We start from the raw sequence: 25,379 nt of genomic DNA on the forward strand, positions 1-25,379 counted from the left end.
GCTGGAACAGGCGGAAGGCAGGGCATCCATGTTCAAGACCATCGAGGAATTCAAGGCCGAGTTCGCGCGCTTTCCCGAGGCGGATGCCGGGATCCGGGCGGCGGCGCAGGCCCGGAATTCCGCCCTGACCAAGCCCGAGGGCGCGCTCGGACGGCTCGAGGCGCTGGCGCTGTGGTATGCCTCCTGGCGGGGCGATGCGCGGCCCGCGCTCGACAAGGTGCAGATCGCGGTCTTCGCGGGCAATCACGGCGTCGCTGCCAAGGGCGTCTCGGCCTATCCCGCCGAAGTGACCGCGCAGATGGTCGCCAATTACGAGGCGGGCGGCGCGGCGATCAACCAGCTGGCGCGCGCCGCCCGGCAGACGCCGGTGGTGACCGCGAAGCTGTCGGTCTCGCCGCGCTCGGTCAGCGGCACCATGATCGAGGCCGCGGCGGCGGAGGCGGCGGTGATGCCCGGCACGATCTCCACCTCGATCCCGGCGGCGCGGGCGGCGGCGATTTCCTCGGCGGCGCGGCCGAAGATCGACGGATCGCCGGATTTCAGCCGCACCACGCGGCGGCCCTTCAGCGCCTCGGCGGTGATCACCCGGTCGATCTTCTCCTGCGGCCAGGCATGCTGCCCGACTTCCTTGCCGACATAGATGCGGTCGGCATCGCGGCGGGCGAGTTCCAGCACCTCGGGCTCGACCAGCCGGTCGTGGAAGATCACGTCCGCCTCCTGCAGCCGCCGCACTGCCCGCAGCGTCAGCAGGTCGCGCGCGCCGGGTCCGGCGCCCACGAGCGAGATATGGCCCCTGGCCCCGGGCATTTCGCCGGTTTCCAGCGCGGCCTTCAGCATGTCGGCGGCGGCGCTTTCCCGGCCCGCCTCATGCGCGCGGAACTCGACGGGCTGGAACCGGTCGGCACCAGATCGCTCGACGCGCATCTGGCGGATCTGCGCGCGCGCGTCGAGCTCTTGGCCCGCGGCGCCTTCGCCGATAGCGGCGTGCCGCTCTGGGACGGGCGCGACGGCGAGGCCGCCGAGAAGGCGATGAACGCGCTCGCGGAAGATGCCGGCCATGGCGGCGAGCTGGACGTGGTCACCTTCAATTCGGTGCTGCGCGGCTCGATGTCCGAAGAGGTCCGCGACCCGACCCTGCCGCACCCGGGCGTGATGATCTGGGGCACGCTCGAGGCCCGCGTCCAGGGCGCCGAGCTGGTGATCCTCGCAGGTCTCAATGACGGCGTCTGGCCCGAGCAGCCCGAGCCCGACCCCTGGCTGAACCGCGCGATGAGGAAGGCCGCCGGGCTGCTTCTCCCGGAACGGCGGATCGGCCTCGCGGCGCATGACTTCCAGCAGGCAGCGGGGGCGCCGCAGGTGGTTCTGGCCCGCGCCAAGCGCTCGGCCGAGGCCGATGCCGTGCCGAAATCGCCCTCGAGCCCGTGGCCGACCGCCTCGTGCAGCATCACGCCCGGCCAGCCGGCGCCGAGCACGACATCCATCTGGCCCGCAGGCGCGGGGACGGCCTCGAGATTCACCAGCGCGATGCGCAGCGCTTCCTTCACCGAGGACTGCCACAGCGCCGGGTCGAGCAGCCCGGTCAGCGCGGTGCGGCCGCCGCCGCCGGCATTGCCGCTCTCGCGGCGGCCGTCCTGCTCGACGATCACCGAGACCGACAGCCGGGTCATCGGGCGGGTGTCCTCGACCATGTGTCCGTCGGCGCGCAGGATCACCACCTGCTGCAGAGAGGCCGCGATGGTCGCCGAGACCTGCACCACGCGCTTGTCGAGGTCGCGGGCGAAGGCGTCGATCTCGCGCAGCGTCTCGACCTTCACCGGGAAGGCGGCATCCTCGATCGGGTCGAATGCCTTGTAGAGATGCCGGTTGGTGCCCTGCGGCGCATCCGCCATCACGCCGCCGCCATCGCCGACGGCGAGCCGCGCGGTCGCCAGCTGCGCCCGGTCGACGGCCAGGTCGGGCGACCGGCTCTGCGCCTCGGCCTCTTCCAGCGCGGCCTGGCTGGCGAAGCACGAGGACTTCAGGTTGCGGATCCGCCCCGCGGTCGATTGCGCGTTCTTCAGCGCCGCCGCGGCGGAACGCTGCGTCGCCTCGGCCTGGGCGACGGCGGCTCTGGCGGCCTCGATCTGGGCGCCGATCCGGGCGAGCGTCTGCGTCTGCGTCTGCGTCTGCGTCTGCGTCTGGGTGGCGACCTGCGCCTTGGCCTGGTCGAGCGCGATGCGGTAGTCGCCGTCATCGATGCGGAACAGCACGTCGCCCGCAGCCACCGCCTGGTTGTCTGCCACCGCGACCTCGGTCACCGTGCCGGTCACCTGCGGGAACATCTCGGAAATGTCGGCCTGCAGTTAGGCATCGTCGGTGGTTTCCGTGAACCGGCCGCTGCTCCACCAGCACCAGCCCTCGTAGCCGTCCGCGCCGGGCGCCGCCAGGAGGACAGGGCCGAAGCCGAACCGGCGCAGCCGCCGTGCTCGGCGGCTGGCCCGACCAGGCGATGAGCCGCACCGTCGATCTCTTCATGGCGCTGCCGCCGCTGATCCTGGCGCTGCTGGCGCTCTCGGTCACCGGCACCTCGTTGGTCACGCTGACCCTGGTCGCCGCCTTCCTCGCCGCGCTGCGGGTGTTCCGGCTGTCGCGCGCGCTGGGGCTCGACCTTGCCACCCGCGATTTCGTCGACATCGCGCGGCTCCGCGGCGAAGGCACGCTCCGGATCGCCGCCTGCGAGATCCTGCCCAATGCCGCCGGGCCGCTGATTGCCGAGGCCGGGCTGCGCTTCGTCTTCGCCTTCCTTTTCGTCGCTTCGCTCAGCTTCCTCGGGCTCGGCGTGCAGCCGCCGATGGCCGACTGGGGCGGGATGGTGCGCGAGAATGCCGGCGCGCTGAACTACGGCGGCATCGCGCCGCTGGTCCCGGCCGCGGCCATCGCGCTCCTGGCCATTTCAGTGAACCTGCTCGGCGACCGGGCGGCAGGCGGGAGGACGGGCCGATGAAGGTTCCACGGAGCGCATTGCCACGGCGGCGGCCGGGATCAGCCCCGCGGCGCGATTACCCCGTTCGAACTCGCGGCGATTGCCCCATCCCCGGAATTGGGCCGGTCACCCTGGCTGATGGCGGCCCTTGGCGCGCCTTCCGGCACGGAGATGCCGCGGCATCAGGTCCGGGACGGCGATGCGCCTGGGACCTGCCACGGGATTTTTCCTCCACCGCCGATTAGAGACCGGCCCAACTTGAGGACGGACAATGAGGCAAACGCGGTTCACGGACGAGCGGATCATCGGCATCCTGGCCGCGCGCGCGGCCGGTGCGACGTGTGCGGATCTGTGCCGCAGACACGGCATGTCGGAAGACCTTTTATGATTGGAATGCCAAGTCCGGCGGCATGACCGTGTCCGAGGCGAAGCGGCTGAAGACGCTCGAAGACGGGAACGCCAAGCTGGAGAATCTGCTTGCCCCGCAAATGCCAGCTCTCGCCGCGATGAAGGAGCTTGCTTCAAAAAGTGGTGAAGTGGTGACGCCTGCCGTCCAGCGGGTCTCCAGCCGCACGCCGCGTTCCGCGAGCCGGCCCAGCCAGGCGCGCAGCAAGGGCGAGGCCTTCATTTCCTTGGGGAACACCCGGCCGGTCGAGCCGGCGAAAACCTCGCGCCCGAGCCCGCGCATCCAGTCCTGCACCTCGGCGGGCCCGAACTCGGCCAGCATCGGCGTGAGCCGGCCCGCACCCTCGCCATAGGCGGCAAGGAAGCGTTCCGGCGGCTCGTCCTTCGTGATGTTCAGACCGGATTTCCCGGCCATCAGCAGCTTGCGGGCCGGCGTCGGCATGGCCTCGGCGACCAGCACGGCATGCCCGGCTGCCGACAGCATCTCGGCCGCCATCAGCCCGGCCGGGCCGGCGCCGATCACCAGCGCGTCTGTGCGCAAGGGCTCTGCCATGCTGCCTCCTTGATCCTCGCCCCCGTCTTACCGCGGGGGCGGCGGAGGCTCCAGAGGCCGGCTCAGCCGTTGAAGGTCAGCGGGATCCGAAAGCGGTGGCTCGGCGCCTCGAAGCCGCGCGGGGCGCGGGCGGGCTGGTGATCAATGCCGACAGCGCGGTGCCGGGCCGGATCGGCGAGCTGACCGTGCGCGACGCGGCGGCGGAGACGGCCGCTCCGGCCGTGGTCCGCGGGACGCCCTCGATCGAGGCGGATCAGTTCCGTGCCATCCTGCTGCAGAAAGACAGCGTGATTTCCGCCCGCGACCAGCTGATCAGCACGCGCACGGCGGAACTCGTGCAGGCCAATGCCCGCGCCGAGAGCCTCGAGGTGCAGCTCGGCACTGCCACCGAGCGCGCCGAGTCGGCCGAGGACGAGGTCGCCCGGATCAAGGCGGCGCAGTCGGAACCGGCCGAGGTCACCAAGGTGATCGGCGGGCTCGGCTCGAAGCTGGCCGAGGCGAACGAGGCGCTGCAGGGCAGCGCGCTGCCCTTCCGGCTGGGTGCGGTGAAGGTCGATCTGCGCGGACGGATGACCAATGACGGCACCGGCATCGTGCTGGGCGAGGCGGCCCGCGACGGCTCGGGCTTCTCGGCCGAGCTGTTCGTCGACCGCCCCGGCCTGCTGGCGGGCAGCTCGGCCATGGAGGCGATGCGCAGGGCGCTGCAGACCCTGCGGTCGGCGCCGCGGCTCATCTGTCATTCTGGCCGCGGAGGCCAGTGCGCGGCCGATTGCGGACGGCTGCCGGCGCCTTGGAACGCCGCGGCCTCGATGAGCGGAAAGGGGGATTGCCGCGAGTTCGAGCTGGTTCGCGCGACCATTCGAAGGTGCGGAACGCGCCGATGGAGAGCGCCTTCGGCTCCTCGAAGAGCGGGCCGGTCCGCCGCACCCGGCTAGGGCCGCGCGGCGACGCCAAGATGGCCCCGTTCGGGTGCACCGCGATTCGGGCATTTCAGGCCGGATGTCGGAGCAGGCAAGGACCGACATGGCCGCCATGGTGGCCGCATCGCGAATATCGGCCCGGTCTGGGCGCCGGGGAAATGTCGCAGTGCCCGGGCGGCTTCGGGCCGTGGTCGGCCTTTGGGGCAGGGCAGCGCCCCTGCGGTGCGGAGGGGTGGCGCCGGTCGCGGTGTCGGGCCTCCTGCGGACGCCGTGGCCTCGGCGCGGGCCGCGACCTCGAGCGGCGCATCGCGGTCCGAGGTGTCGGACTTGCCGATCCGCCCGGCGGAAATCTCCACGGCGCCGCCATCGGGCGCGGTCATGCCCGCACTGTCGAGCGCCACCGCCAGCTGATGGTCCTGCAGCGAGAAGAAGCCCCCGGCATTCTCGACCTCGGGCAGGCCCGGCACCGGCAGCGCCCGGCCATCGGCAAAGCGGAAGGTCAGCCCGATTTCGGGCTTGCCCGTCGCATCGAGCCGGAGCGACAGGCGCGCGTCGCGGATATCGCCCTGCAGGACATTCTCCAGCGCCCATTTGCGCGAAGGCGGCGCCACGCCCGGCGGCCAGAGCGCACGGACATCCTCCACCGCCAGCGCATCGGCGCGCGCGTCGAGCTGCATCCGCCAGCAATCGGGCAGGAACTTCCGGCTGGGCGCCGCAGCAGCGGTGCAGCGCAGCGGATCGGGAAGCTGCACCCCGCCCGAGACCTCGACCGCTGCCGTGTCCGTGACCAGCCAGCTCTCGCGCAGCGCCCCGACCGCTTGGCCCGACGGCAGGCCCCTGACCCTCCGGGCACACGGTACCGCAACGCCCGGCGGCCTGCCTCTCGGTGCCCGGGGAGGAATTGCGGGGGCGGATTGGAGAGTTCCCGCCCCGCTGGCACGGAGGCCCGTCGGGCGGCAGGATCCGTCCGCTCGCCGCGCCGTCCCGTGCAAGCCTCCGGTGCCGTCCCCGCATCGGAAGCCACGATGCGACCCGTCGCGCGCAATCTGCGCCGGAGACCTCGGACGATCCGACTGACTGCTGAAGGGAAGCTGCCGCAGAACGCCTGCCGGGACACCCCGCGGCAGCGCCATGCCGTCTCCCTCAGGCCCGCAGCATGGCATCGCCATCGACAGGGAGAGCGGCCTTGGCGACCTGGCCCGTCTCGTCCGGCGGCGGGACCTTCGCCGCCACCGGCAAGTCACATGCGCAGCCGAGCTTGCCGGGCGGAATGCCGAGACCTCCGGCGTGCCAACCGCCTGCGGCAGGCAGGCTGGTGCCGGACGCCTGCCGAGGTGGCCCTGCCCGGGTGCACCGTGCTGCCGGGGATCATCGACCTGCATGGCGACGGCTTCGAGCGGCATCTGGCGCCGCGGCGCGGGCTGGTCTCCGATCTGGGGCGCGGCCTGGCGGCGCTTGACGCGGAACTGGCGGCGAGCGGCATCACCACGGCGGTGCTGGCGCAGTTCTGGTCCTGGGAAGGCGGCATGCGCAGCCCGGATTTCGCGAAGAAGCTGGCCGTGGCGCTGGAGGAAGCGCGGCCGCATCTGCTGACCGACATGGTGATCCAGCTCCGGCTGGAAACGCATCTGACCGACCAGTTCGGCGAGGTGGCGGCGTTCGTCGAACGCCACGGCATCGGCTATGTCGTCTATAACGACCATCTGCCGCACGAGGCGCTGAAGAAGGGCCGCAATCCGCCGCGGCTGACCGGGCAGGCGCTGAAAAGCGGACGCAGCCCAGAGGCGCATCTCGCGCTCATCCGCGAGCTGGCGGCGCGCGACGCGGAGGTGCCGGGCGCGCTGGCGGAGCTGTCGCGGCGCTCATGCGGCGCCGCCGCCCGGCTGGAAATCCGACAGCCGGTACCGGCTGCCGCTCGAAGGCGCCGAAAGCCTGACGGAGGCCGGCGCCCGCGTCGCGGCGCATCTGCGGCAAACCATGGCCGAACAGGGCGCGCCCGGGCAGCTGACCGTCTTCGCCGGCCATGGTGCGTCCTTCCGCCACGCTGCGCACCATCTCGGGCTGCTTAAATCTGACGAAATCGCTCAGCTATCCATGCACCACGCCAAAGCGTTGCTGTTCTGTTACACGCGCCATGATAGGTGGCATCACCTTGTCGGCGACTGGAAGGTCCGGCCTGCGGCGCAGCAGCCGCGCGACTGACCGGCCCGGCCCAACCGAAAGGCCCGAACGTGGACTCTCTCGCCCGCCCGTCCCGTCCCGCTGCCGGGCTTCTTCCGCCGGTCTTCGACACCGCCGCGGACCTACCGGACCTGCCGAGGGTGACCGAACCCTGGCCCTGCGCCGCGGATCCGGGCTTGGGCCCCTGCCTCGCAAGGGTCCGCCGCCATGGCGGCTGGCCTTGCGCAGTCGGTGGGCGGCGGCGGCGGCACCGGCGGCGACAACTCCGTGCTGCCCGACGGCTCGACGGCCGACGAGCAGGACCCGGAGAATGACTACACCCCGCCCAGCCTGACGCTCGGCGCGAACCTGACCTCGATCAGCGCCAATGGCAGCGCCGGGAATGGCGGGCGCGTCGCGCTGTCCTCGGCCGAGGCTCTGGAGGGGAGACAGATCGTGGCGACGCAGGGCGGACAGGCCCATGCCGTCGCGCTCCAGTCGGTGGGCGGGGGCGGCGGGCTCTTGGCCCGCGGCGGCTCGGTCGATGTCGCGAATGACGACAGCGACATCTATCCGACCGCAACGGTCCGCCTCGGCAACCAGGGGCTCTCGGCCGGCAATGGCGGCGCCATCGACACGACCGGTCTGACCGCGGAGACGCCGCTGGCGCTCTCCACGTCCGGGACCGGGTCCTTCGGCCTGCTGGCCCAGTCGGTCGGCGGCGGCGGCGGCCTGCTCTCGGCCTCGAACGGGCATGTCCTGACCTCGCTCCATCCCCGCGGCGATGCCGGCGCCGATCAGCGCGCCCAGCACCGCATGGGTGGTGGAGATCGGCGCGCCGATCCAGGTGGCGAGGTTCAGCCAGAGCGCGGCGCCCAGCACCGCCGCCATCAGCGCGCGGACATGCATGGCGCGTTCGCTGTAGCCGGGCGGGTCGATGATGCCGGTCGAGACGGTGGTGATCACTTCCTTGCCGCCGATCAGCGCGCCCGCGCTTTCGAAGATCGCGGCGATCGCGATGGCGCCGCCCATGGTCAGCGCCTTGGCGCCGACCGCCGGGCCCATGTTGTTGGCCACGTCGTTGGCGCCGATGTTCAGCGCCATGTAGGCGGCGAAGACCGTGGCGGTGATGATCAGCATGTCCTCGGGTGCCGTGCCGACCGCGATGGCGGCGGCGATCCCGGCGAGCGCGAGGAACACGAGGCCCAGCCCGGCCGCAGCCAGCGGGCGGACGGCATAGATGCTGGCAGCTTCGAGCGTGGTGACGCGGCGGAGGTCCGTTCTGGTCGCGCTCGACGCGGAGACCGGCGAACTCGGGCGCATCGAGCAGCACCGCCGCCTCGGGCAGGTTCGGCGTGACATGGGTGGCGACGGGCAGCAGATGCGTGCGCAGCGCGGCGACCGCTTCGGCGGCCAGCAGCGAGGCGCCGCCCTTGGCCACCATCACCGGGTCGAGCACCACCGGAATGCCCGCATGCGGCTTCAGCGCATCGGCCACGGCTTCGGCAATCTCCGCGGTGGCGATCATGCCGATCTTCACGGCATCGACCCGCACATCGGCGAAGACGGCCGCGATCTGGGCGGCGACGAATTCGGCGGGCACCATGTGCACGCCGGTGACGCCTTGGGTGTTCTGCGCGGTCAGCGCGGTCAGCGCCGCCATGCCGTAGCAGCCGCGCGCCGAGATCGCCTTCAGGTCGGCCTGGATGCCGGCGCCGCCCGAGGGGTCGGAGCCGGCGATGCTGAGCACGTTGCGGATCATGCGTCCCTCGCTTTCTTAATGGCATGGGCCAGCACGCGGGCGGCGCGGGCCGGATCGGGGCGGCCGCAGATCGCCGAGACGACGGCCGCCAGCACCTCGCCCGGCCGGAGATCGAGCGTCAGCCCCGAGAGCCGCGTCACCTCCTCGCGGCGCAGCAGTCCGGCATAGCGGCGGAAGCCGACGGAAAGGCCGCGCAGGCTCAGCATTGCGCCTCGCGCGGGCTGGCAAGGCGGCGCGCCGCGCTGCCCAGCATCTCGAAGGCCAGCACCATCGCCATCAGCATCGCGCCCGGAAACAGCCCGAGCCACCAGCGCCCGGCGCTGAGATGCCGCATCGCCTCGGACAGCATCACCCCGATCGCCGGGCGCGAGGGTTCCAGCCCGAAGCCGAGGAAGGTCAGCCCCGCCTCGTGCAGGATCGCATGCGGGAACATCAGGAGCCCGCCGACCAGGATCTGCGGCGCCAGATGCGGCAGGATGTGGTGCCTCGCGACATGCAGGCGCGAGCGGCCGAGCGCCAGCGAGGTCTCGACGAAGGGCGCGGCCTGCACCTGCTTCAGCTCGGCGCGCAGGATGCGGGCGAGGCGCGGCCAGTGGCTCACCGCGACCGCGAGGATCACCGCCGCCAGAAGCCGCCGCCTGGCGCGACCTGACCGGCCGCGGCGAGCGGCTGGCCCTCGGCGACGAAGGCAGCCAGCGGATCGACCTGCCCTTCGCCGTCACCTTCTTCGGCCGCAGCTTCGACACGCTCACCGTCACCGCGAACGGGCTGGCGAGCTTCGGCACGCCGCGCGGCACCTATGACATCCGCAGCATGGAGGGCGCCCCCGCCTGGTCGATCGCGCCGCTCTGGGCCGACCTGACCACGGAGTATGGCGGCCAGGTCATCTGGCTGGCCGAGGAGGACCGGGTCACGGTGCAATATGCCGGGGTGCGCAGCTTCTCGGGCGAGATCCGCGCGAGCTTTTCGATGGAGCTGCGCCGCGACGGCGACATCGCCTTCTCCTATGGCGACAGGACCGGCCTGCCCGGCGACTTCGCCATCGGCCTGCGCGGCGGCACCCGCGGCGACAGCCTGTCGCTGGAGGCCCCGCCCGGGGCCGGAAGCCTGCGGTTCTCGTTCCGGCCGCCCTCCGTGGCCGGGGCAGATGTCGATGCCGGGCCGGGCCAGCTGCTGCGCATCGCCGAAGGCCTGCTGCGCGGGCAGGGCGGCGATTACGGCGCGCCGGACATCCGCGGCATGATGGCGAAATCCCGCGCGCTCTTCGTCTCCGACTTCCTCGGGCCGATGGACCGGGTGGAGGCGGCGCTGACCCAGGCCGCGGACCGCGGCGTGCGCGGCGCGCTCCTGCAGGTGCTCGATCCCGAGGAGGAGGCCTTCCCCTTCGACGGCCGCACCGTCTTCGAGAGCATGGGCGGCGGGATCGCCCATGAGACGCTGCAGGCTGCCAGCCTGCGCGGCCGCTACCTGGAGCGGCTGGCCGAGCGCAAGGCGCGGCTGGCCGATCTGGCGCGGTTGACCGGCTGGCAATTCGCCTGCCACCATACCGGCGAGAGCGCGCAATCGGCGCTGCTCTGGCTCTACGGCGCGATGGAGAAGACCCGCTGATGCTGACCCTCGGCCCCCTGGGATTCACCGCCCCGGCGCTGCTCGCGGCGCTCCTGGCGCTGCCGGTGCTCTGGGTGATCCTGCGCGCGGTGCCGCCCGGGCATCGTCGCGCAGGACCTCGAGCAGCGCGTCGAGCTCGCTGCCGGCGGCGGCGCCGTCAGCCTGGCTGCCACCGCTGTCCTGCGCGGTTTCCTGCTGGCTGGCTTGCGGCAGTCCCGGCAGCAGCGACTGCGCCGGGGCCTGGGTGACATGGAGGGCGATCAGAAGGACCGGCAGCAGCCGCAGGAGCATCGGTCTCATGCGGCGGCTCCCGGACGGCGGCAGGAAAGAGGGACGGGGGGAACGGCTGCTGCCGGAGCTTCCCGGCAGGACATGCCGAACAATGGAATCATCTTCAGGTCTTCTCTTGCGTCAGGCTCTGGTTCAGGTCTGGCGGATCGTCTGGGCGACGGGCCCGCGGGAAAACGCCGGGCGCGGGAAAAGGTTCCGCAGCGCAGCGTGCTTTGCCCCTTCTCGGAAGGCCGCGCCGCCAAGTCAACTGCGCGATGCCGGACCGGCAGGCTCCTGCCCATGGTGCCGCGGCAGCAGGCAGGCGCCCGGCCGGGACCGGCGCGCGGGTGAGGGTCCGGGAGAGGGCGGGCCGTGACGACCGCGGCGGCGGCGGGCCTCGGGGAACCGGGCCGCCCGGTGCTGCAGTTCGATGCGGCGGATGCGGCGGGCGGGCATGTCGTGGATCCGGGCCTTGCGGCCGCGGCGACGAGCTTCACGCTGGTCTACGATCTGCTGATCCCGGCAGGCCAGTCGGGCTATGGCGGCCTGGCCCAGTTCGGTACGCAGAACGGCGACGATGCCGAGCTGTTCCTGAACGGCGACGGCAGCTTCGGCATCGGCATCTCGGGCCAGTATGACGGCGCGGTCGCCGCCGATGCCTGGGTGCGGCTGGCCTTCGCCGTCGAGGACCGGGGCGACGGCAGCTCGGTCCTGTCGAAATACATCGACGGCGCCCTTGCCGGCACGCAGGTCGTCGAGACCGGACGGTTCACCGTGGGGCCCGAGGGCTTCCTGATCCTCGCCGACAATGACGGCGAGACCTTCGGCGGCTACCTCGCCAATTTCGCCTTTGCCGCGACCGCGCTCGACGCGGCGGCGGTGGCCGCGCTCGGCGGCGCGACCGCCGAGGCGATCCCAGGCCGCGGCGGCCGAGAAACTCGCCGATCGCGGCGGCAATGGCCGCCGCCGCGGCCGGATCGAGATGGAAATGATGGTCTCCGGCGATCTCCAGCCGTTCGAGATCCGGCACCAGCGCCTGGCCGAGCCGCGCCAGCTCCGCCACGGCGGGCCGGGAGGCCAGAATGCCGCGCTCCGCCCAGATGTTGAGAACCGGGCAGCCGATCGCGCGCAGGACCGCCTCGATCTGGGGCCGTGTCAGCTTGACCGCCGAACTTGCGAAGAGGCGCCGGTCGCCGCGCATCCGCACGCCCTCCGGGAGCGTCTCGAGCGCGCGTTCGGCCAGAGCTTCGGCGGTGCGGCGCGAATTTCCCTGTCCGCAGCGCCGCCGGATGTAGTCCTGCGGCCCGGCAAAGGTCCTCGGTGGCCGGGCGGTTTGCTTGCGGGTGTCCTCGATGAAGGCCCGCAGGGTTGCGGCGACATCCTCGCCCGCAGGCTCCGGCACCAGCGAGTCGAGGGCCACCAAGCCGCGCACCCGCTCCGGCTGGGCCGCGGCCAGGAGCGGTGACGGCCGGGCTTTGGCACGAGCGCAGCGGCACGGAATGGCCGCTCGATGTGCGGTCGCTCGGCGGCGGGCTCTACGAGGTCAGCATGACGGCCGCGGCCACCGCCGCGCTGCCGCTCGGCGTCTTCACTGCCCGCACCACCGCATCGGACGCCGCCAGCGGCGAGGTCTTCCGCAAGCGGGCCAACTACATCTTCATGGGGGACGACGCATGAGCGGCGAACATTTCGGGGGCGGCCCGGCGGGCAAGAGCTTTGCCGAGACCTGGAACGAGGTCCACGGGACCGATCTGGACGAGGCGGGCGCCATCGCGGCGCTGAAGGACGAGATCCTCGCCGCGCTCGCGGGCGACGGCGTGCTGCCGCCGACCGTGCCGGAGGCCTTCGGCACCGCCGACTGGACCCTGGCTGGCACGGAATCCGATGCGGGCGACGCGCTGATCCTCGAGATCCTCTATCTGCCCGAGGACGGCCGGTCGCCGGTCACGCGGCTCGAATGGCGGGTCGGCGGCGGCGCCGCGCAGGTGCTGCTGGGCATCGGCACCCCGCGCCGTGATGCGGCGAGGGCTGCGCCAGGCGGCGGAGCTGGCCTATGGCCGCGTCATCGCGCCCCTGGTCTACCGCCGCCACCTGAGGCGCAAGCGGCTGGCCAGCCGCCCTGGCCCGCGCTAGCCTCAAGGGGACAAACAGGAGGCCAAGCCCATGTTCACCATCGAGCACGAATTCGACGCCACCGTGGTCACCCTGGTCGACGAAGGCCACAAGCACCTGCAGGAGGACGTGATCGTCAGCGCGCTCGACGATTGCGTGACCATCGCCCAGTACGACCCGGTGCGGCGGCAGGAGAACCTGATCACCCTGTCGATGGAGCAGATCTCGGACCTGCGCGCCGCGCTCGACCTGCCCGAAGGCATGTACCGCGTCGTCGAGAAGAAGGTCTAGCAAGGTGCTGAAATAGTCTGACTGGAGGAACCGTTTCCGCCTTTCTGGGCGGGTCGGCGATATTTTCCGGCCGCTCCTGGCCTTTTGGCGTGGGTGGCGCGGCTGCCGCCGACCTCAGATGGCCAGCAACCGCGGCAGCCGGGCAAGGTTGCCGCTCAGTCGCGGCGGAGCCAGCCGCCGGCCTCGGCGGTCTGGGCGCGGACGAACTCCACCACCGCCTGCACCCGGCGCAGCGCGCGCTGGCTTTCGTGATAGGCCAGCCAGTAGGAGCGGGTGACCGACATGGCTGGCAGCACCCGCACCAGCGCGGGATCGTCGCCGACGATGAAATCATGCAGCACGCCGATCCCGGCGCCGCCGCGCACCGCCTCGAGCTGGCCGAAGGCGGTGGAGATCGCGATGGCCGGGCGGGTCTCGCCGAAGAACTCGGTGACGTAGTCGAGCCCGGGCGCGGCGACCAGATCCTCGACATTGCCGACCAGCCGGTGGCCTTTCAGGTCGGCGGCGGAGCCGGGCGTTCCGGCGGCGGCGAGATAGCGGTGCGAGGCATAGAGGCCGAGGCTGTAATCGGTCAGCTTCGTGGCCACGGCGCGGCCGCGTTCGGGCCGGCCGACCAGGATCGCGACATCGGCCTCGCGCTGCGACAGCGAGAAGGCGCGCGGCACCGGCACCAGCTCGACGCGCAGCCCGGGATGCAGCCCGGCATCGCCCGCGCCGGTCAGGCGGGCGCGGTTCCGGAACGGGTCCGGGGACGGGGCGGGATGGGCCGGGGGCATCGCGGTCTCCTTGCGGTCGCCGGGACCTTGACACAGATTGGCGACAATCGGCAATCGACAATCCTGCCGCAACCGGCTAGGCCTGCGGAGGGGCGGCAAGCGCCCGCCCGGACGCGCCGCGGGGACGGCGCCGGTATCGCGGGGAGCGGGAAGATGGCGCGGAAAGCTTTGCCGAAGATCGAGCGCAAGCCGGTCGAACAGCAGGCGCTTGAGGCGCTGCGCGAGGCGGTGGTCACCGGAGCCATCGCGCCCGGCGAGCGGATCACCGAGATCAACCTGGCGGCGGAGATGGCCCTGTCGCGGGCGACGCTGCGGGCGGCGCTGCACCAGCTGGCGCAGGAAGGGCTGGTGACGCTGGTGCCCTATACCGGCTGGCGCGTGCTGAAGCTCCGCCCTGCGGATGTCGACGAGCTCTACACCTTGCGGGCCGCGCTGGAGCGGCTGGCGGCGCAGCTGGCGGCGGAGCCCCCCTCCCGCGCCCTCCCCCGCCGCGGGCGGCGGGGGACGGGACGTTACTGCGCGGCCGGCTCCAGCGGCGGGGCCGCGTCGAGCACGAGGTCAATATCGCCCGCGAGCATCAGCCGCCCTTCGACAAGGCCTTCGGCGGCCTGGCGCAGGGCCGCACGGTAGGCTGCCTCGTCCGCATAGCGGTCGCCAAGCGGCTCGCGGCCGTCTTCCGCCATGGCCCCTGCGGGGAAGGGCACGAAGCTGCCGGTCAGGCTGCAGAGCTCGCCTGCAGCGAAGCCCTCCGCACGCAGGTTCCAGCCCGCATAGGTTCCGGTCGGCACCGCCACATAGGGCAGCTTCACGCCGACCTCGGCAATGCCGTCGGCATCGAGCGCAGGAAGCCGGAGATCATAGGCCTCGCCCGCCACCGGCGGCACCGCGGAATGGTCCATCACCGCCAGCGGGTTCGGCTGCGGCGCGGGACGGGTCCCCGCCATCCGCGGCATCTCCGCATCGGCCCCGGCCACGAGCCCCTCGCCGCCGAGCCCCGGGAAGACGCTGTCGGGCCCGCTGCGCGCCCTGGCCGAGGCCCGTGGCATCCCCGCCGAACTGGCCAGCGAGACCCCGCCCGGCCTCTGGCGGATGCGCGAGATGCAGGCCTTCCTTGCCGCCATGCGCCGCGAGCCTTCCCGCCTCTGCGGCATCGCCGCGCTGCTCGGCTTGCTGCAGGAGCAGCAGCCGAACCGCTGGACCGACCTCATCGCCGAGGGCATCACCGCGCTGGCCGACGAGCTGGGAACCAAGACGATGCCCGTGCCCGACCTGGTGGAATGGTTCGGCGAATGGGCCCGCGACACGCGGGGCGAGCAGCGCGGGCTGCTCCTGCTGACCGCGCATCGCGCCAAGGGGCTGGAATTCGACCATGTCGTGATCCTGGACGGCGGCTGGCAGCGGCCCTCCGAGGGCGAGGATGCCGATGCGCCACGGCGTCTCGACTACGTGGCAATGACCCGCGCGCGCCGCAGCCTCGCCCTGATCTCCCAAGGGAGGACCCCGTTCCTCGCGCCGCTCGGCGGCCTGGCGCTGCGCCGCAAGGTGGCGCCGGAGCGCCCCTCGGTTTCCCTGTGTCGTTCGGGCCGCAGACGGCGCCGCCGCCTCCGGCCAGGCTGTGGTTCGGGTCCTGCCGGGGACCCCTGGTCCGGGATGTCCGGCTTGGATGCCGGAGCTTTGTCGTTCTGTTTCAATGGCAAAGCCGTTGCGTTCGCCCCCTTGTCAGGGCGTTTGCCAAGTCTGTGCCGATCGTTTCCCGAAAAAGAACGCGCCAATTATTGTTTGTACAGAAATAAATTTCTGTTCTGCATCTTTCGCCTGCTGCGAACCGTTTGCGCCAGGATTGTGCGCATTTTGAGGGCGACAATTTGGTTGTTAGCCTAAAAATGCTGCATCAATAGCTGGATGAGATGGCTCATCAGGGGGCGGCAGGTCGTCCGGGAAGTCGCGGTGCCGCTATCGGGACACTCGTTTCCTGCCGGACAAGGGCGTAGCGGCCGACCTGCCGGGACAGGCGCAGTCCGATCCGGGCATGGGATTGGCGCAGCTCCGCCCCGCCTTCCTGCGCCAGGGCCCCGAGCTGCGCCCGGGCGCGCTCGCCGGGACGGGCGTCAGCGGCAGCATGCGGATGCCGCGGCGGCGTGCCGGAAGCTCGGTGACATCGCGGTCATCGCAGAAAATCCGCCCGCCATCGGGCCGGTAGCGCCCGGCGAGAACCTGCAGCAGCAGTCCGGCGCCGCCGCCTGCCGGACCCGCGAGCGCGAGGATTTCGCCCGGGGCCGCCTCCAGCGACACGCCTTCGAGGCGGGTCTCGCCGCGGAACAGGCGCAGGTTTCTGACGGAGAGCTCGGGCATGGGCGTTCCTTTCTGGTCCGCCGACCCTGCTTGCCCTGCGTGGCGGGGGAATGTCGGAGGGGCGAAACTTCCGTGACGCGCCGCCGGCATCGGCCCCATCGTCTTCCCTCGGGCCTGTCACGGTCGCCGCGTATGCCGGCGGCAGCAGGACATGGTCCGGCCGGGCGCGCGCCGGATGGACACGCCTTTGCGCGTGACGCGACGCGCTGTTTCCGGCGGGGCCGACCTGCGGGAAGGCTGCCACGGATTTCCGCCCGCGTCTCCGGGCACGGCAACGGCCGGGATGCGGATCCGGCTGCCCCGCGCCTGCGGAGCTCGCGGGCCTGCGCGCAGTGCGCGGCGAGATGCTGCTGGTCGAGGCGCCGGATGTGTCGCTGGCCCGGCCGGTGCGGCTCCTGCATCCGCGCTTTCCCTGCTACATCGTCCCGCGCGACGGCAATGTCTTCATGATCGGCGCCACGATGGTGGAGCGCGACGATCCCGGCCCGGTCACCGCCCGCGCCGCGATGGAGCTGCTTTCGGCCGCCTACGCGCTGCATCCGGGATTTGCCGAGGCGCGGATCCTCGAGCTGGGCGCCGGGCTGCGCCCCGCCTTTGCCGACAACCTGCCCGCCGTGATCCGGCGGGACGGGCGGCTGCATGTCAACGGCATGTACCGCCACGGCTTCTTGATGGCGCCCGTTCTGGCGCGGCAGGCCGCCGATCTCATCCAATCCGACATCCGGGAGGACACCCATGCGCATTGACCTGAACGGCGAAAGCGTGACGACCGGGGCCGCGACCCTGGCGGCGCTGGTGGAGGAGCGGGGCCATGACGCCGCCTCGGTGGCGACCGCGCTCGACGGCGCCTTCGTGCCGCGCCAACCAAAAACCCAAGTCTCAATGCAAGTCTCCCGCATTTGCTTGCTGCCCGGCGGTCCCGGCCGCCGGCGTGCTGTTTTCCTTGCCGATGACCATGAAGGGGCCGCCCGAAGACGGTGCTTTCCCGCCGGGACGGAGCCGTCTGCATCGGGCGAACCCTTGGGCCGGAGCCCGCTTCATGGTCAGAACATCCCGGATTGGCTAGTTGGCTTTACCTTTCCCGGCTATAACGAAAGGCTTTCCGCGACAAAAATTCACAACGTCGCGGAAGCCGCGCGGCAGATGCGCGCGCGGCTTCCGGCGGACGGGACTGTCGGCTAGAGGCAGGGCCGGAAACGAACGGAGGCCCAGATGCAGCCAGCCCATCCCCTTGTGCGCGACCTCGTCCTGATCGGCGGCGGCCATGCCCATGCGCTGCTGCTGCGCCGCTGGGGCATGGCGCCGGTGCCGGGCGTGCGGCTGACGCTGGTCAATCCCGGTCCGGCGGCGGCCTATTCGGGCATGCTGCCCGGCCATGTCGCGGGCCATTACACGCAGGAAGAGCTGGAGATCTGCACCGCATCCGCGTCGGCGCGCGCAACGCGGAGTTCGCGCAGCTGCTCGGCGGGCTGGCCGAGGGTGCCGAGGTGGTTCTGCACCCGCCGGACACGCTGTCGGAGGGCACCCGCGTCGTCGGGCCGGATCAGGCCACCGCGGCCGAGAGATAGGGCAGCGCCGTGGCCAGCGTGGCGATCCGCGGGTAATCCGCCTCGGGAATGTCGACGCCCAGCCTTTCGTGCAGCGCGGCGGCGAAGTTCAGCACATCCATCGAGTCGAGCTCCAGGTCGTCCTGGATATGGTCCTCGTCACCGAGTTCCTCCGGGTCGATATCCGGCGCCGTCGCCACCAGCGCGTCGATATAGGCGGTGCGGATCTGGTCCTCTGTCATGGCGTCTCCGGCTGTTCGGTGAAGGTTCGGAAGGCGTCGAGAAAGCGCGAGGCCACGCGCCCGTCGGCCGCCCGGTGATCGGCCGACAGCGTGACGGTCACGATCCGGCGCGGCACCACCTGGCCGTCCGCGATCCAGGGCCGCAGCTGCGGCGCGCCGATCCCGACCAGCGCGACCAGAGCCCCTGCGCATCCGCCAGCGACCGCGCCAGCACGCCGTCCTCGACGGTGCCCTCTTCCATGCACCCCCCGAGCCACGCCTCGACCGCATCCGCGTCGCAGCCCCGGCCGAGCTCCAGCTCGACCAGCGCATAGAAGCCGTGGCGCCCGGCAAGCGGCGGGCGGACATGGCCGGTCTCATGGCAAACGTAGTCCCAGTAATCCGGCCACATGCCCTCGAAGGCCACGAGCCCGGTGCCGAAGGCCGCGCGCGCCGAGACGAGGCAGTCGAGCGCCGCGTCATGGCTGGGCAGCGCGACCAGCGCCAGCGTGGTTTCGGCCGGGGCGGGCTGGAGCTGCAGCACCACGCGGGTGATCATGCCCAGCGTTCCCTCGGAGCCGATGAAGAGCTGCTTCAGGTCGAAGCCGGAATTGTCCTTGGCGAGCTTGCCAAGCCGCGAGATCACCCGCCCGTCGGCCAGCACCGCCTCGAGCCCCAGCACGTTGGCGCGGGTCATGCCGTGGCGCAGCACGCGGATGCCGCCGGCATTCGTCGCAACCGTGCCGCCGATCGGCGTCCGCCTGCTGGGGATCGAGGTCGACCGGGCCCGCGAGGGGGTGAACCTGATCGACAGCAGCGATCTGACAATTGCCGAATGCCATTTCCACAGCTTTCGCCCTTGGCTTGCCGAGGCATCTCCGCACCGCGACCATCCGGACATGATCCAGTACTGGGCCGGGCGAGCGGATCGGGGGATAGACGGACTCGAAATTCGCGGCTGTCTGTTTCACCAAGGTCCGGGAGAGCCGTGGACCCAGACGATCTTTGGCCACATGCAGAATGTGAAAAACGCCGCAAGCCTGGCAACCCGCATACGCGTTACCGACAACATAATCGTCAATCGCCATGTATGGGGGATCTATTTCGGCGATGCGCGGGACGTGGAGATCGTCGGCAATCTGCTGCTGCCGTCACCTGACCTTCCCGATGCCCCGGTCGTCCTGAACACGCCGACCATTTCGCTGGAACGATCCGAAGGCGTGACCGTCAGTCGTAACGCCCTGCTGCCCTATCAGGGGCTGCAGCGGCCTATCCGGGCGGAGCCCGAGGCACTCGCAGACGGCCGGGGGCGCCGCCGGGGCGCAGCACCATGCCGTTCCCGGCGGCGGCGGCGGCGAAGCCCTCGCTGCGGGCGGCGGCCAGGATGCCCTCGGAGAGCTTCGCCTTGACCTCGTCCGGCATGCCCTTCGGGCCGACGATCATCACGAAATCGCCGACCACGACGTCATGGCCCTGCTCCCTGAAGGTCGGCACGTCGGGCAGCTGCGGGTGGCGCTGCTCGGCGGCGATGCCGAGGATCTTCACCGTGCCCGCCCTGGCATGTTCCAGCACCGGCGGCACCGGCAGCGTGGCGGTCTGCACCTCGCCGGTCAGCAGCGCGGTGACGGTCGGGCCGTGGCCGGGATAGGGCAGCTTCATCATGTCGATGCCCAGCCCCTTCGGGATCACGTTGGCGAAGACGAAGGAATTGCCGCCCTGCGGATCGTTGCCGTTCAGGAAGGCCATCGGGTCGTCCTTCATCGCCGCGACGTACTCGCCGAGCGTGTCGATCCCGGCATCGGCGGCGATTTCCAGCGCGCCCGGCTCGTCGGAGATATAGGCCAGCGGCTCGACCTCGCCGGTCGCCAGGGCCCCAGCCGCGCCCGCATCGCATCGACGAATCCCGCGATCTCGTCGCCGGTCTCGCCGCGGTAGCGCATCAGCATCAGCAGCGCGCCCACCGCTTCGGGCGCGGCCGATCCGTCGAGGATCGCGGCCATGGCCTCGCGGGCTTCCTTGCGGTCGAGGTTGCGGGAACGTCCGGGTCCGCGGCCGAGGGCGCGGACGAGGGGGGCGAGGGTCACTGGGCAGCCTCCTGCTGGCGTGTGCTTGTCAGGATAGCACGTAGTTCCGCCTTGCAGGACCCGCAATTGGTCCCGGCCCGGCAGGCCGCGCCGATCGCCTCGACATCTGCCAGGTTGCCCTTTTCGATGGCATCGATGATCGTGTTCACGCCGACCGAGAAACACGAGCAGATGATCGCGCCCTGGTCGGGCTGGTCCTCGCCCGGCCGCCCGGCAAGCATCAGCGCCGGGCTGTCGATGCCGAGCTGACCGACGATATGGCTGCGCGCGGCCTGCACCGGCTCCGGCGCCGCGAAGAGCGCGGCGGTGACCCGGCCGTCCTGCATCAGCGCCACCGCCGCCCGAGGCCGCGGCCAGCGCGCCGCCGATGGCGAGGCAGAGCTCCGACTTGCCCGCGCCATTGGCGCCGAGCACCGCGGTGGTCTCGCCCGGGCGCACCTCGAGGGACACGCCGTCGACCACCGGTTTCGCTCCGGACAGAAGGGTCAGATCCGTCACTGTCAGGGTCATTCCACGTCTCCGATGCCCAGATAGGCCGCCTTCACCTTCGGGTCCTCCAGCACCGCGGCGGTCGGGCCGAAGGCGATCCGGCGGCCGAAATCCAGAACCAGCGTCTCCTCGCAGATATCCCGGATCAGCTCGACATCATGGTCGATGACCAGCGTGACCGCGCCGCCCGACAGCTCCGGCACCTGTGCCAGGAGGAGGCCGAGGCGCCGCGTCTCCTCGCGCGACATGCCGCCGCCGGGCTCGTCGAACATGATGAGCTTCGGCCGCCCGAGGATGCAGCGCGCGATGTCGAGCACACGGCGGTCATAGGTGGTCAGCCCGCCGGCCAGATCGTCGGCCCGGGACGCGAGCCCGGTCGCCTCCAGCGCCTCGGCGAGCGCGAACCGGGCGCGGTGCTCGACGGCCAAGTGCGGTGCTACGGGCCGCTCTACGGGCTGTCGGAGGTCGACGTGCCGGGCGGACGGATGCTGGTGCCGGGCGAACTCGGCCCCGCCGGCACCCGCATGCGGCTGCGGATCGCGGCACGCGATGTCAGCCTTGGCCGCCTGCCGCCCGACGACACCTCGATCCTCAACGCCCTGCCGGCCCGCATCCTCGGCGGCACGCCCGCCGGAGACACCCAGATGACCGTGCGGCTGGCTCTGGGCGGGGGCGGAGAGGGCAGCGTGATCTTGTCGCGGATCTCGCGCCTGTCCTGGGACCGTCTGCAGCTGACCCCGGGCGAGACGGTCATCACCCGGATCAAGGCGGTCGCGCTGGTCGACCCGCTCGCCCTGCCCCGCTGACGCAGCCGCCCCCGGCCCGCATTCCCGCCAAGGCGCCGGAGGCTCGGAGCGAGCGCGGACCTGTCCCATGGCGACCTGGCCAATGGCAGCCCGGGTCCTTGCTGCTCCCGCCCGCCTGGAGAAGCAGCGCGCGATGAGAGGCTCGCCACCGGGGATGCCGAGGCCGGGGCCGATCCGGCGGAGGTCCGGGGCCTCGGCTTCGACGCGACCTGCTCGCTGGCGGTGATGGGGCCCGCGGGCGGGCTGCCGGTCGGCGATCCGGATCATCCCGAGCGCGACATCATCGTCTGGATGGACCACCGCGCGCTCGGCCAGGCGGCGCGGATCAACGCGGGCGGCCATGACGTGCTGCGCTATGTCGGCGGCCGGATCTCGCCCGAGATGCAGACGCCGAAGCTTTTGTGGCTGAAGGAGAACCGTCCCGGGGTCTATGCCGCGGCCGCGCATTTCCTCGACCTGACCGATTTCCTGACCTGGAAGGCCAGCGGCGCGACGGCGCGCTCGGCCTGCACGGTCACCTGCAAATGGACCTATCTGGCGCATGAAAGCCGCTGGGATGCGGATTATTTCCGCGCCATCGGGCTCGGCGACCTGGCCGATGACGGCTTTGCCCGGATCGGCGCGGAGGTCGTGCATCCCGGCACGGCGCTGGGGCAGGGCCTGACCGCAGAGGCGGCCGCCGCCATGGGGCTGCGCCCCGGCACGGCTGTCGCCCGCGGCTGGCTGCTGTCGATCCGCCCCGAGATGCCCTGGCGGGCCGTTGCTGACGTGCCGGCCGCCGAGGAACCGGATCTGGCGCGCGACGCGCTTGACGCGCAGATCGCGGCGGCCGGGCATGCGCCGGAGCATGCCGCGCTGCTTCTCAATCTCGGCCTGTTCCACGGGCGCGAGCAGAAGCCCGGGCAATGGGCGGTCTTCGACGCTGCGGCGAAGGAGGGCGAGGACCTTGCCGGGGATCTCGACGCGCTCGGGCTGCTGTCCGCTGCGGGGCCGGTCGAGCCGGAGAAGCGCTCCTTCCTGCGCAGCTATGCCTTCCCGCCGCAGGAAACCAAGCTGCGCAGCGGATCGCGCGTGACGGTCGCGAACCCCGACGGACCGCCGGTCTCGGTGCAGGTCACGTCGCTTGACCGCCGTGCGGGGCGGGTGACGGTGAAGGCCGGGCCGGGCAAGGCGCATCTGCTGTCCGACCGGCTGGGGCTCGGCCCGGACTGGCCGCTGAACACCGACGGGATCGCCGCGGCGCTGGCGGAGGTGATTGCCGACCAATGCGGGCCGGAAGCGCAGGATCAGCCGGCCGTCGCCGATTTCCACCGGACAGCCCCAAAGGCGGGAGAGCCGCTCCTCATGGCCGCGCGCCGCCGCTGGCAGCGCCACGCTGTCGGGCACCAGCGCGGCGCCCGTGGCCAGGCGGAAATCGGCGATCACCGCCGAGACCGCGAATTCCAGATAGGCCGGGAGCTGGAGCACCCAAGGATCAAGGCTGCGGATGACCCAGGCCCCGGCATCGCCATCGCGCAGGAACTCCATGTGCAGTCCCGGCCGGGTCAGCCGCAGGAGCCGCGCAGCCGCCGCCATCGCGTCGCCCAGGCTGCGCGATCCGTGGAAGACATAGCTGACGATGGTGCTGGTCCGCCCCGGCATCTTCAGCCCCAGCTCGGCCGCGAAACAGGGATTGCCCATCTGCTCGGCAAAGGCATGGATGGCCAGCGCCTCCTGCCTCTGGCCGATCGCGGCATCCGCCCCGGCAATCGCCGCCCCGTCGAGCCCCGCCGCCGCGAGCACCCGTGCCGCCAGGTTCTCGCCCGCCCCAGACACCCGGAGCGCATCGCGCACCCAGCGAACGGGCCGACAGAGCCTGACCGTCCGGCCCGCCTGCCAGAATGACAGCGCGGCCAGGCCCCAGCCGGACCTGCAGCAGAACCGTTGCCCCGCCCGCCCGTTCCGCAACCGGTCCGGCCCTGCGGCCGCGACCGACACTGTCGGCAGGTCACGTGAACACGCATTCTCCGCCTCCGCCCCAAGCCGGCCTGCTCGCCGCACTGGCCGCAGCCGTCGCACGGCACAGGCCCGAACTCAGGGATCTGGTCCATGACCTGCGCAGCCCGCTGACCGCATTGCAGCTCGGCACCGAAACCTTGCTGGAAAACGCGGAGGAAGGGTTCGAGAGGATGCTTTTGGAACAAATGCTGTCCGATGTCGGACGTCTTGCCGACATGCTCTCGGCTGCCCGCGCCCCCGCCATCGGCGCCCTGTATTCGCTGCTGGCCGATGATCTGGAGGCCGCCGCAGGGGCAGCCCGGTCCCGAGGCGTCGACGTCGCGCTGGACGTCGCCTGCCTGGCCAGGCAGCCTTCGCTGGCCCCGCCCGAAGCCGCTGCCATGTCGCAGACCGCCTGGAGCGCCACCTCCTCTCCGCGCGACAGCGTGGCGACCAGCCGCCCGCGCATCTTCCGTCCCTCGAAAGCCGAGAACCTGGCCCGCCCGCGGAACCCCGCGCCCGAGACCACCGCCTCGCCCGACGGATCCCAGAGCGTCAGATCGGCATCGGCACCGACCCGGATCCCGCCCTTGCGCGGCCAGAGCCCGAAACGCCGTGCAGGCGCCTCCGCCGTCATCCGCGCGAACTGCTCCGGTGCCATGCCGCGGCCCAGCACCCCCTCGCTCAGCAGCAGCGGCACGTTGGTCTCGACGCCCGTCAGCCCCATTCCGGCCTGCCAGACCGGCAGATCGGCGGCCTTGTCCTCCGGCGGATAGGGGCAGTGATCCGAGGCCACCATGTCGATCCCCCCGGCCAGCACGTGCCCCCAGAGCGCCGCCAGCATCGGCGCGGGCCGCAGCGGCGGTCCGCAGCGCGCGACATTGCCGATCCGCACCAGGTCGTCCTCGTCGAGCAGCAGGTAGTGCAGGCAGGTCTCGGCACTGATATCCGTCCCCGCGGCCCGCGCACGGGCCAGCACCTCGGCCGCCCGGGCTGCTGCGGGACATGCCCGACACCCCGGCACTGGAGGCGCCGGCCAGGCCTTCCGCACGGCGCCGCATCCGCCCCGCGCGCCGTCCGGGCGTCCGGCGGCAGCGCTACTGCATGTAGCCGGCCAGACCCTCGAAATCGATCTCTGCGAGAAGCGGCAGCATGACCTCGACCGGTGCGCCCTCGGCCTGCACCAGGTAGCGGTTGCCGGCCAGCGCGCTGAGCGACCCGTCCATCTCGAGGACATGGACATCGCCGACGCGGTGGAGCTTGCCGCCATAGGCCGGCGCCATCTCGGGCTGCGCGAGGAACGGCGCCATGGTCAGCACCATCGGGTTGTCGCCCATCAGCGTGATCCGGAAGGTTTCCTGCGCCGAGGCATAGGTCGCCTCGATGCTGCTGCCGCCGCCCAGCATCGGCATCGCCGCCGTCAGCTCGGTGGTCAGCTCGCGGCTCCAGCCCTCGGGCGCCGCCGGCAGGAAGGCCGACAGCCCCTCGGCCCGCTGCTGCTCCAGGACCCCCTTGGCGATGCCCAGCTCCTTCAGCGCCAGGCCGACATCCCCGGCCTCGTAGGCGAGACAGCGGGCCAGTGGCGAAGCACCCGGGGCGACGATCTTTCGACGGTAGACCGTGTCTTTATCGACGCTAGCCTCGACGCCGAGAAACTGCGCCAGCAGGAATCCGAAGCGAGGCGAACTGAGCTGGAAGAGGCACGTAGCCGGGCGGATCGTCGCCGCAGGCTCCTTCTGCAGGTCGCGGCGGCCGCTTTCGTGGCGGCCGCGGGACTTGGGGCGGCAGCGTTCCTCAACTGGCAGGCTGCCCGAATGGCAAACCAAGGCCTGACATCCGCAAACGAGCGACTTAAGATAGCAAACCGACAATTGGCCGAAGAGGTGGACCGCGCGGACGCCGCGCTGACGACCGCAGAAACGGAGCTTCGCCGCCGCCAGACTGGCTGGTCCCGGCTGGCAGCGCAAATGGCACGCCAGCAGCTTTCCGAAGGCCAGCCGGACCGCGCTCTTGCGGTAGCCGCTAGCGCGTTTTCGGATGAAAGCAGAAGCCTTTGGCACAATCTGAGTGAAGCTTCGCAGATT

At 71.5% G+C, this 25,379-nt stretch carries 30 protein-coding genes and 10 pseudogenes; 17 read left to right on the forward strand and 23 right to left on the reverse strand.

All coding sequences use genetic code 11. From position 1 onward, the window contains the following. Positions 1-28 precede the first annotated feature (28 nt). A pseudogene (locus C7T91_RS23310) lies at positions 29-310 on the forward strand (nicotinate-nucleotide--dimethylbenzimidazole phosphoribosyltransferase); the annotation flags it as partial. On the opposite strand, the gene cobA reads toward C7T91_RS23310, so the two are convergent. Together cobA and C7T91_RS23320 are read right to left on the reverse strand one after the other, a co-directional pair. Further along, complete coding sequence (gene cobA, locus C7T91_RS23315) at positions 310-837, reverse strand: uroporphyrinogen-III C-methyltransferase (RefSeq protein ID WP_108261541.1); 528 nt, start codon at positions 835-837, stop codon at positions 310-312. The pseudogene C7T91_RS23310 and the gene cobA overlap by 1 nt on opposite strands. Continuing rightward, complete coding sequence (locus C7T91_RS23320) at positions 831-2,321, reverse strand: biotin/lipoyl-binding protein (protein ID WP_108261543.1); 1,491 nt, start codon at positions 2,319-2,321, stop codon at positions 831-833. Before C7T91_RS23320 ends, cobA begins: the two co-directional genes overlap by 7 nt. A gap of 140 nt (positions 2,322-2,461) precedes the next feature. Here C7T91_RS23320 and C7T91_RS23325 point away from each other — a divergent pair, with 140 nt between their 5' ends. Beyond that, positions 2,462-2,983 carry an ABC transporter permease gene (locus C7T91_RS23325; protein WP_236638431.1) on the forward strand — a complete coding sequence of 174 codons (522 nt, stop codon included), beginning with the start codon at positions 2,462-2,464 and terminating at the stop codon, positions 2,981-2,983. Positions 2,984-3,233: 250 nt separating this feature from the next. Further along, positions 3,234-3,573 (forward strand): annotated as a pseudogene (locus C7T91_RS32865) (transposase); the annotation flags it as partial. Here the strand turns inward: C7T91_RS32865 and C7T91_RS23335 are convergent. Then, positions 3,516-3,920, reverse strand: a pseudogene (locus C7T91_RS23335) (NAD(P)/FAD-dependent oxidoreductase); the annotation flags it as partial. The pseudogenes C7T91_RS32865 and C7T91_RS23335 sit on opposite strands and share 58 nt — an antisense overlap. A 95-nt stretch (positions 3,921-4,015) precedes the next feature. Between C7T91_RS23335 and C7T91_RS23340 the strand changes: the two are divergent. Then, complete coding sequence (locus tag C7T91_RS23340; protein ID WP_108261545.1) at positions 4,016-4,855, forward strand: hypothetical protein; 840 nt, start codon at positions 4,016-4,018, stop codon at positions 4,853-4,855. Here the strand turns inward: C7T91_RS23340 and C7T91_RS23345 are convergent. Beyond that, the gene (locus tag C7T91_RS23345; protein ID WP_108261547.1) at positions 4,852-5,592 is read right to left on the reverse strand and encodes a hypothetical protein; all 741 of its coding nucleotides are present in this window, start codon (positions 5,590-5,592) and stop codon (positions 4,852-4,854) included. The genes C7T91_RS23340 and C7T91_RS23345 overlap by 4 nt on opposite strands. A gap of 582 nt (positions 5,593-6,174) precedes the next feature. Here C7T91_RS23345 and C7T91_RS23350 point away from each other — a divergent pair. Next, positions 6,175-6,909, forward strand: a complete 735-nt coding sequence (locus C7T91_RS23350) for an amidohydrolase family protein (protein ID WP_201742217.1) — start codon at positions 6,175-6,177, stop codon at positions 6,907-6,909. Positions 6,910-6,928: 19 nt separating this feature from the next. Here the strand turns inward: C7T91_RS23350 and C7T91_RS38665 are convergent, their stop codons facing one another. The 4 genes and pseudogenes from C7T91_RS38665 to C7T91_RS23375 form a co-directional block, all read right to left on the reverse strand. Continuing rightward, entirely contained in the window at positions 6,929-8,362 is a 1,434-nt protein-coding gene (locus C7T91_RS38665) for an inorganic phosphate transporter (RefSeq protein ID WP_330848875.1), read from the reverse strand. Continuing rightward, positions 8,313-8,762, reverse strand: a pseudogene (locus C7T91_RS23365) (bifunctional hydroxymethylpyrimidine kinase/phosphomethylpyrimidine kinase); the annotation flags it as partial. The gene C7T91_RS38665 and the pseudogene C7T91_RS23365, both read right to left, overlap by 50 nt. Next, entirely contained in the window at positions 8,759-8,968 is a 210-nt protein-coding gene (locus tag C7T91_RS23370; protein ID WP_108261553.1) for a hypothetical protein, read from the reverse strand. The pseudogene C7T91_RS23365 and the gene C7T91_RS23370, both read right to left, overlap by 4 nt. Beyond that, positions 8,962-9,381, reverse strand: a complete 420-nt coding sequence (locus tag C7T91_RS23375; RefSeq protein ID WP_201742218.1) for an ABC transporter permease — start codon at positions 9,379-9,381, stop codon at positions 8,962-8,964. The genes C7T91_RS23370 and C7T91_RS23375 overlap by 7 nt, the downstream gene beginning before the upstream one ends. A 194-nt stretch (positions 9,382-9,575) precedes the next feature. Here C7T91_RS23375 and C7T91_RS33875 point away from each other — a divergent pair, with 194 nt between their 5' ends. Further along, positions 9,576-10,370 carry a hypothetical protein gene (locus C7T91_RS33875; RefSeq protein ID WP_201742219.1) on the forward strand — a complete coding sequence of 265 codons (795 nt, stop codon included), beginning with the start codon at positions 9,576-9,578 and terminating at the stop codon, positions 10,368-10,370. Between the two features lie 24 nt (positions 10,371-10,394). Here the strand turns inward: C7T91_RS33875 and C7T91_RS32870 are convergent, their stop codons facing one another. Further along, positions 10,395-10,670: a hypothetical protein gene (locus C7T91_RS32870; RefSeq protein ID WP_161556069.1), complete on the reverse strand. Its 276-nt coding sequence runs from the start codon at positions 10,668-10,670 to the stop codon at positions 10,395-10,397. Positions 10,671-11,012: 342 nt separating this feature from the next. On the opposite strand from C7T91_RS32870, the gene C7T91_RS23390 reads away from it, so the two are divergent. The 3 genes from C7T91_RS23390 (at position 11,013) to C7T91_RS23400 (ending at position 13,043) form a co-directional block, all read left to right on the forward strand. Further along, a complete protein-coding gene (locus C7T91_RS23390; protein WP_108261559.1) occupies positions 11,013-11,747 on the forward strand; it encodes a LamG-like jellyroll fold domain-containing protein in 735 nt (244 codons plus the stop codon). Between the two features lie 354 nt (positions 11,748-12,101). Next, positions 12,102-12,317 carry a hypothetical protein gene (locus C7T91_RS23395; RefSeq protein WP_161556070.1) on the forward strand — a complete coding sequence of 72 codons (216 nt, stop codon included), beginning with the start codon at positions 12,102-12,104 and terminating at the stop codon, positions 12,315-12,317. 486 nt (positions 12,318-12,803) lie between these two features. Beyond that, positions 12,804-13,043, forward strand: a complete 240-nt coding sequence (locus tag C7T91_RS23400) for a hypothetical protein (RefSeq protein ID WP_108261563.1) — start codon at positions 12,804-12,806, stop codon at positions 13,041-13,043. 155 nt (positions 13,044-13,198) lie between these two features. On the opposite strand, the gene C7T91_RS23405 is transcribed toward C7T91_RS23400, so the two are convergent. Beyond that, complete coding sequence (locus C7T91_RS23405) at positions 13,199-13,819, reverse strand: LysR substrate-binding domain-containing protein (protein WP_108261758.1); 621 nt, start codon at positions 13,817-13,819, stop codon at positions 13,199-13,201. Between the two features lie 153 nt (positions 13,820-13,972). Between C7T91_RS23405 and C7T91_RS23410 the strand changes: the two genes are divergently transcribed. After that, complete coding sequence (locus tag C7T91_RS23410; protein ID WP_108261565.1) at positions 13,973-14,449, forward strand: GntR family transcriptional regulator; 477 nt, start codon at positions 13,973-13,975, stop codon at positions 14,447-14,449. Here the strand turns inward: C7T91_RS23410 and C7T91_RS31830 are convergent. Then, on the reverse strand, positions 14,332-14,940 hold the full coding sequence (locus C7T91_RS31830; protein WP_145962995.1) for an alpha/beta hydrolase domain-containing protein: 609 nt from the start codon (positions 14,938-14,940) through the stop codon (positions 14,332-14,334). The two genes, C7T91_RS23410 and C7T91_RS31830, sit on opposite strands and share 118 nt — an antisense overlap. On the opposite strand from C7T91_RS31830, the gene C7T91_RS23415 reads away from it, so the two are divergent. Next, positions 14,918-15,700: a 3'-5' exonuclease gene (locus C7T91_RS23415; RefSeq protein ID WP_236638432.1), complete on the forward strand. Its 783-nt coding sequence runs from the start codon at positions 14,918-14,920 to the stop codon at positions 15,698-15,700. The two genes, C7T91_RS31830 and C7T91_RS23415, sit on opposite strands and share 23 nt — an antisense overlap. A 72-nt stretch (positions 15,701-15,772) precedes the next feature. On the opposite strand, the gene C7T91_RS39890 is transcribed toward C7T91_RS23415, so the two are convergent. Next, positions 15,773-16,171 (reverse strand): ATP-binding cassette domain-containing protein, encoded by a 399-nt coding sequence (locus C7T91_RS39890; protein WP_161556071.1) that lies wholly within the window; start codon positions 16,169-16,171, stop codon positions 15,773-15,775. A gap of 332 nt (positions 16,172-16,503) precedes the next feature. Here C7T91_RS39890 and C7T91_RS23425 point away from each other — a divergent pair, with 332 nt between their 5' ends. From C7T91_RS23425 to C7T91_RS36745, 3 genes and pseudogenes are all read left to right on the forward strand, one after another. After that, a complete protein-coding gene (locus C7T91_RS23425; RefSeq protein ID WP_330848876.1) occupies positions 16,504-16,917 on the forward strand; it encodes an FAD-dependent oxidoreductase in 414 nt (137 codons plus the stop codon). After that, positions 16,907-17,353, forward strand: coding sequence for a sulfur carrier protein ThiS (gene thiS / locus C7T91_RS36740; protein WP_236638433.1), 447 nt, complete (start codon positions 16,907-16,909; stop codon positions 17,351-17,353). Before C7T91_RS23425 ends, thiS begins: the two co-directional genes overlap by 11 nt. A gap of 30 nt (positions 17,354-17,383) precedes the next feature. Beyond that, positions 17,384-17,584 (forward strand): annotated as a pseudogene (locus C7T91_RS36745) (hypothetical protein); the annotation flags it as partial. A 130-nt stretch (positions 17,585-17,714) separates the two neighbouring features. Here the strand turns inward: C7T91_RS36745 and C7T91_RS23440 are convergent. From C7T91_RS23440 to C7T91_RS36755, 8 genes and pseudogenes are all read right to left on the reverse strand, one after another. Continuing rightward, the gene (locus C7T91_RS23440) at positions 17,715-17,960 is read right to left on the reverse strand and encodes an acyl carrier protein (protein ID WP_108261573.1); all 246 of its coding nucleotides are present in this window, start codon (positions 17,958-17,960) and stop codon (positions 17,715-17,717) included. Further along, positions 17,957-18,079 carry a 2-oxo acid dehydrogenase subunit E2 gene (locus tag C7T91_RS33880; protein WP_330848877.1) on the reverse strand — a complete coding sequence of 41 codons (123 nt, stop codon included), beginning with the start codon at positions 18,077-18,079 and terminating at the stop codon, positions 17,957-17,959. Before C7T91_RS33880 ends, C7T91_RS23440 begins: the two co-directional genes overlap by 4 nt. After that, positions 18,058-18,840: an FAD-binding oxidoreductase gene (locus C7T91_RS23450; RefSeq protein WP_201742220.1), complete on the reverse strand. Its 783-nt coding sequence runs from the start codon at positions 18,838-18,840 to the stop codon at positions 18,058-18,060. The genes C7T91_RS33880 and C7T91_RS23450 overlap by 22 nt, the downstream gene beginning before the upstream one ends. 368 nt (positions 18,841-19,208) lie before the next feature. Continuing rightward, the gene (locus tag C7T91_RS23455) at positions 19,209-19,808 is read right to left on the reverse strand and encodes a tripartite tricarboxylate transporter substrate-binding protein (RefSeq protein ID WP_330848881.1); all 600 of its coding nucleotides are present in this window, start codon (positions 19,806-19,808) and stop codon (positions 19,209-19,211) included. Beyond that, complete coding sequence (locus tag C7T91_RS38675; protein ID WP_108261761.1) at positions 19,697-20,023, reverse strand: hypothetical protein; 327 nt, start codon at positions 20,021-20,023, stop codon at positions 19,697-19,699. Before C7T91_RS38675 ends, C7T91_RS23455 begins: the two co-directional genes overlap by 112 nt. Next, entirely contained in the window at positions 20,020-20,349 is a 330-nt protein-coding gene (locus tag C7T91_RS23465) for a (2Fe-2S)-binding protein (protein ID WP_236638435.1), read from the reverse strand. The genes C7T91_RS38675 and C7T91_RS23465 overlap by 4 nt, the downstream gene beginning before the upstream one ends. Before the next feature lie 25 nt (positions 20,350-20,374). Beyond that, a pseudogene (locus C7T91_RS39895) lies at positions 20,375-20,533 on the reverse strand (ATP-binding cassette domain-containing protein); the annotation flags it as partial. Beyond that, positions 20,530-20,940 carry an ABC transporter ATP-binding protein C-terminal domain-containing protein gene (locus C7T91_RS36755; protein WP_108261763.1) on the reverse strand — a complete coding sequence of 137 codons (411 nt, stop codon included), beginning with the start codon at positions 20,938-20,940 and terminating at the stop codon, positions 20,530-20,532. The pseudogene C7T91_RS39895 and the gene C7T91_RS36755, both read right to left, overlap by 4 nt. Between C7T91_RS36755 and C7T91_RS36760 the strand changes: the two genes are divergently transcribed. Then, positions 20,926-21,318, forward strand: coding sequence for a TOBE domain-containing protein (locus C7T91_RS36760; protein WP_236638436.1), 393 nt, complete (start codon positions 20,926-20,928; stop codon positions 21,316-21,318). The genes C7T91_RS36755 and C7T91_RS36760 overlap by 15 nt on opposite strands. Before the next feature lie 153 nt (positions 21,319-21,471). After that, positions 21,472-22,038, forward strand: a pseudogene (locus C7T91_RS23485) (FGGY family carbohydrate kinase); the annotation flags it as partial. A gap of 600 nt (positions 22,039-22,638) precedes the next feature. Here C7T91_RS23485 and C7T91_RS39900 read toward each other — a convergent pair. Next, positions 22,639-23,295, reverse strand: a pseudogene (locus C7T91_RS39900) (AraC family transcriptional regulator ligand-binding domain-containing protein); the annotation flags it as partial. Between C7T91_RS39900 and C7T91_RS39905 the strand changes: the two are divergent. Beyond that, positions 23,199-23,480, forward strand: a pseudogene (locus C7T91_RS39905) (hypothetical protein); the annotation flags it as partial. The pseudogenes C7T91_RS39900 and C7T91_RS39905 overlap by 97 nt on opposite strands. A 287-nt stretch (positions 23,481-23,767) precedes the next feature. On the opposite strand, the pseudogene C7T91_RS39910 reads toward C7T91_RS39905, so the two are convergent. Together C7T91_RS39910 and C7T91_RS23500 are read right to left on the reverse strand one after the other, a co-directional pair. After that, positions 23,768-24,346, reverse strand: a pseudogene (locus C7T91_RS39910) (amidohydrolase family protein); the annotation flags it as partial. Between the two features lie 46 nt (positions 24,347-24,392). After that, entirely contained in the window at positions 24,393-25,121 is a 729-nt protein-coding gene (locus tag C7T91_RS23500) for a hypothetical protein (RefSeq protein WP_108261583.1), read from the reverse strand. Positions 25,122-25,379: the final 258 nt, after the last annotated feature.

This window comes from Mangrovicoccus ximenensis (assembly GCF_003056725.1).
Taxonomy (GTDB): domain Bacteria; phylum Pseudomonadota; class Alphaproteobacteria; order Rhodobacterales; family Rhodobacteraceae; genus Mangrovicoccus; species Mangrovicoccus ximenensis.

What these genes read in the sequence shown, in the direction of transcription:
- cobA (WP_108261541.1), bottom strand. Translation starts at nt 837, where the DNA reads ATGCTGAAGGCCGCGCTGGAAACCGGCGAAATGCCCGGGGCCAGGGGC.
- C7T91_RS23320 (WP_108261543.1), bottom strand. Translation starts at nt 2,321, where the DNA reads ATGTTCCCGCAGGTGACCGGCACGGTGACCGAGGTCGCGGTGGCAGAC.
- C7T91_RS38665 (WP_330848875.1), bottom strand. Translation starts at nt 8,362, where the DNA reads ATGTCACGCCGAACCTGCCCGAGGCGGCGGTGCTGCTCGATGCGCCCG.
- C7T91_RS23370 (WP_108261553.1), bottom strand. Translation starts at nt 8,968, where the DNA reads ATGCTGAGCCTGCGCGGCCTTTCCGTCGGCTTCCGCCGCTATGCCGGA.
- C7T91_RS33875 (WP_201742219.1), top strand. Translation starts at nt 9,576, where the DNA reads ATGGAGGGCGCCCCCGCCTGGTCGATCGCGCCGCTCTGGGCCGACCTG.
- C7T91_RS32870 (WP_161556069.1), bottom strand. Translation starts at nt 10,670, where the DNA reads ATGAGACCGATGCTCCTGCGGCTGCTGCCGGTCCTTCTGATCGCCCTC.
- C7T91_RS23400 (WP_108261563.1), top strand. Translation starts at nt 12,804, where the DNA reads ATGTTCACCATCGAGCACGAATTCGACGCCACCGTGGTCACCCTGGTC.
- C7T91_RS23405 (WP_108261758.1), bottom strand. Translation starts at nt 13,819, where the DNA reads ATGCCCCCGGCCCATCCCGCCCCGTCCCCGGACCCGTTCCGGAACCGC.
- C7T91_RS23410 (WP_108261565.1), top strand. Translation starts at nt 13,973, where the DNA reads ATGGCGCGGAAAGCTTTGCCGAAGATCGAGCGCAAGCCGGTCGAACAG.
- C7T91_RS23415 (WP_236638432.1), top strand. Translation starts at nt 14,918, where the DNA reads ATGCAGGCCTTCCTTGCCGCCATGCGCCGCGAGCCTTCCCGCCTCTGC.
- C7T91_RS31830 (WP_145962995.1), bottom strand. Translation starts at nt 14,940, where the DNA reads ATGGCGGCAAGGAAGGCCTGCATCTCGCGCATCCGCCAGAGGCCGGGC.
- C7T91_RS39890 (WP_161556071.1), bottom strand. Translation starts at nt 16,171, where the DNA reads ATGCCCGAGCTCTCCGTCAGAAACCTGCGCCTGTTCCGCGGCGAGACC.
- thiS (WP_236638433.1), top strand. Translation starts at nt 16,907, where the DNA reads ATGCGCATTGACCTGAACGGCGAAAGCGTGACGACCGGGGCCGCGACC.
- C7T91_RS23440 (WP_108261573.1), bottom strand. Translation starts at nt 17,960, where the DNA reads ATGACAGAGGACCAGATCCGCACCGCCTATATCGACGCGCTGGTGGCG.
- C7T91_RS23450 (WP_201742220.1), bottom strand. Translation starts at nt 18,840, where the DNA reads ATGTCCGGATGGTCGCGGTGCGGAGATGCCTCGGCAAGCCAAGGGCGA.
- C7T91_RS23465 (WP_236638435.1), bottom strand. Translation starts at nt 20,349, where the DNA reads ATGCAGGACGGCCGGGTCACCGCCGCGCTCTTCGCGGCGCCGGAGCCG.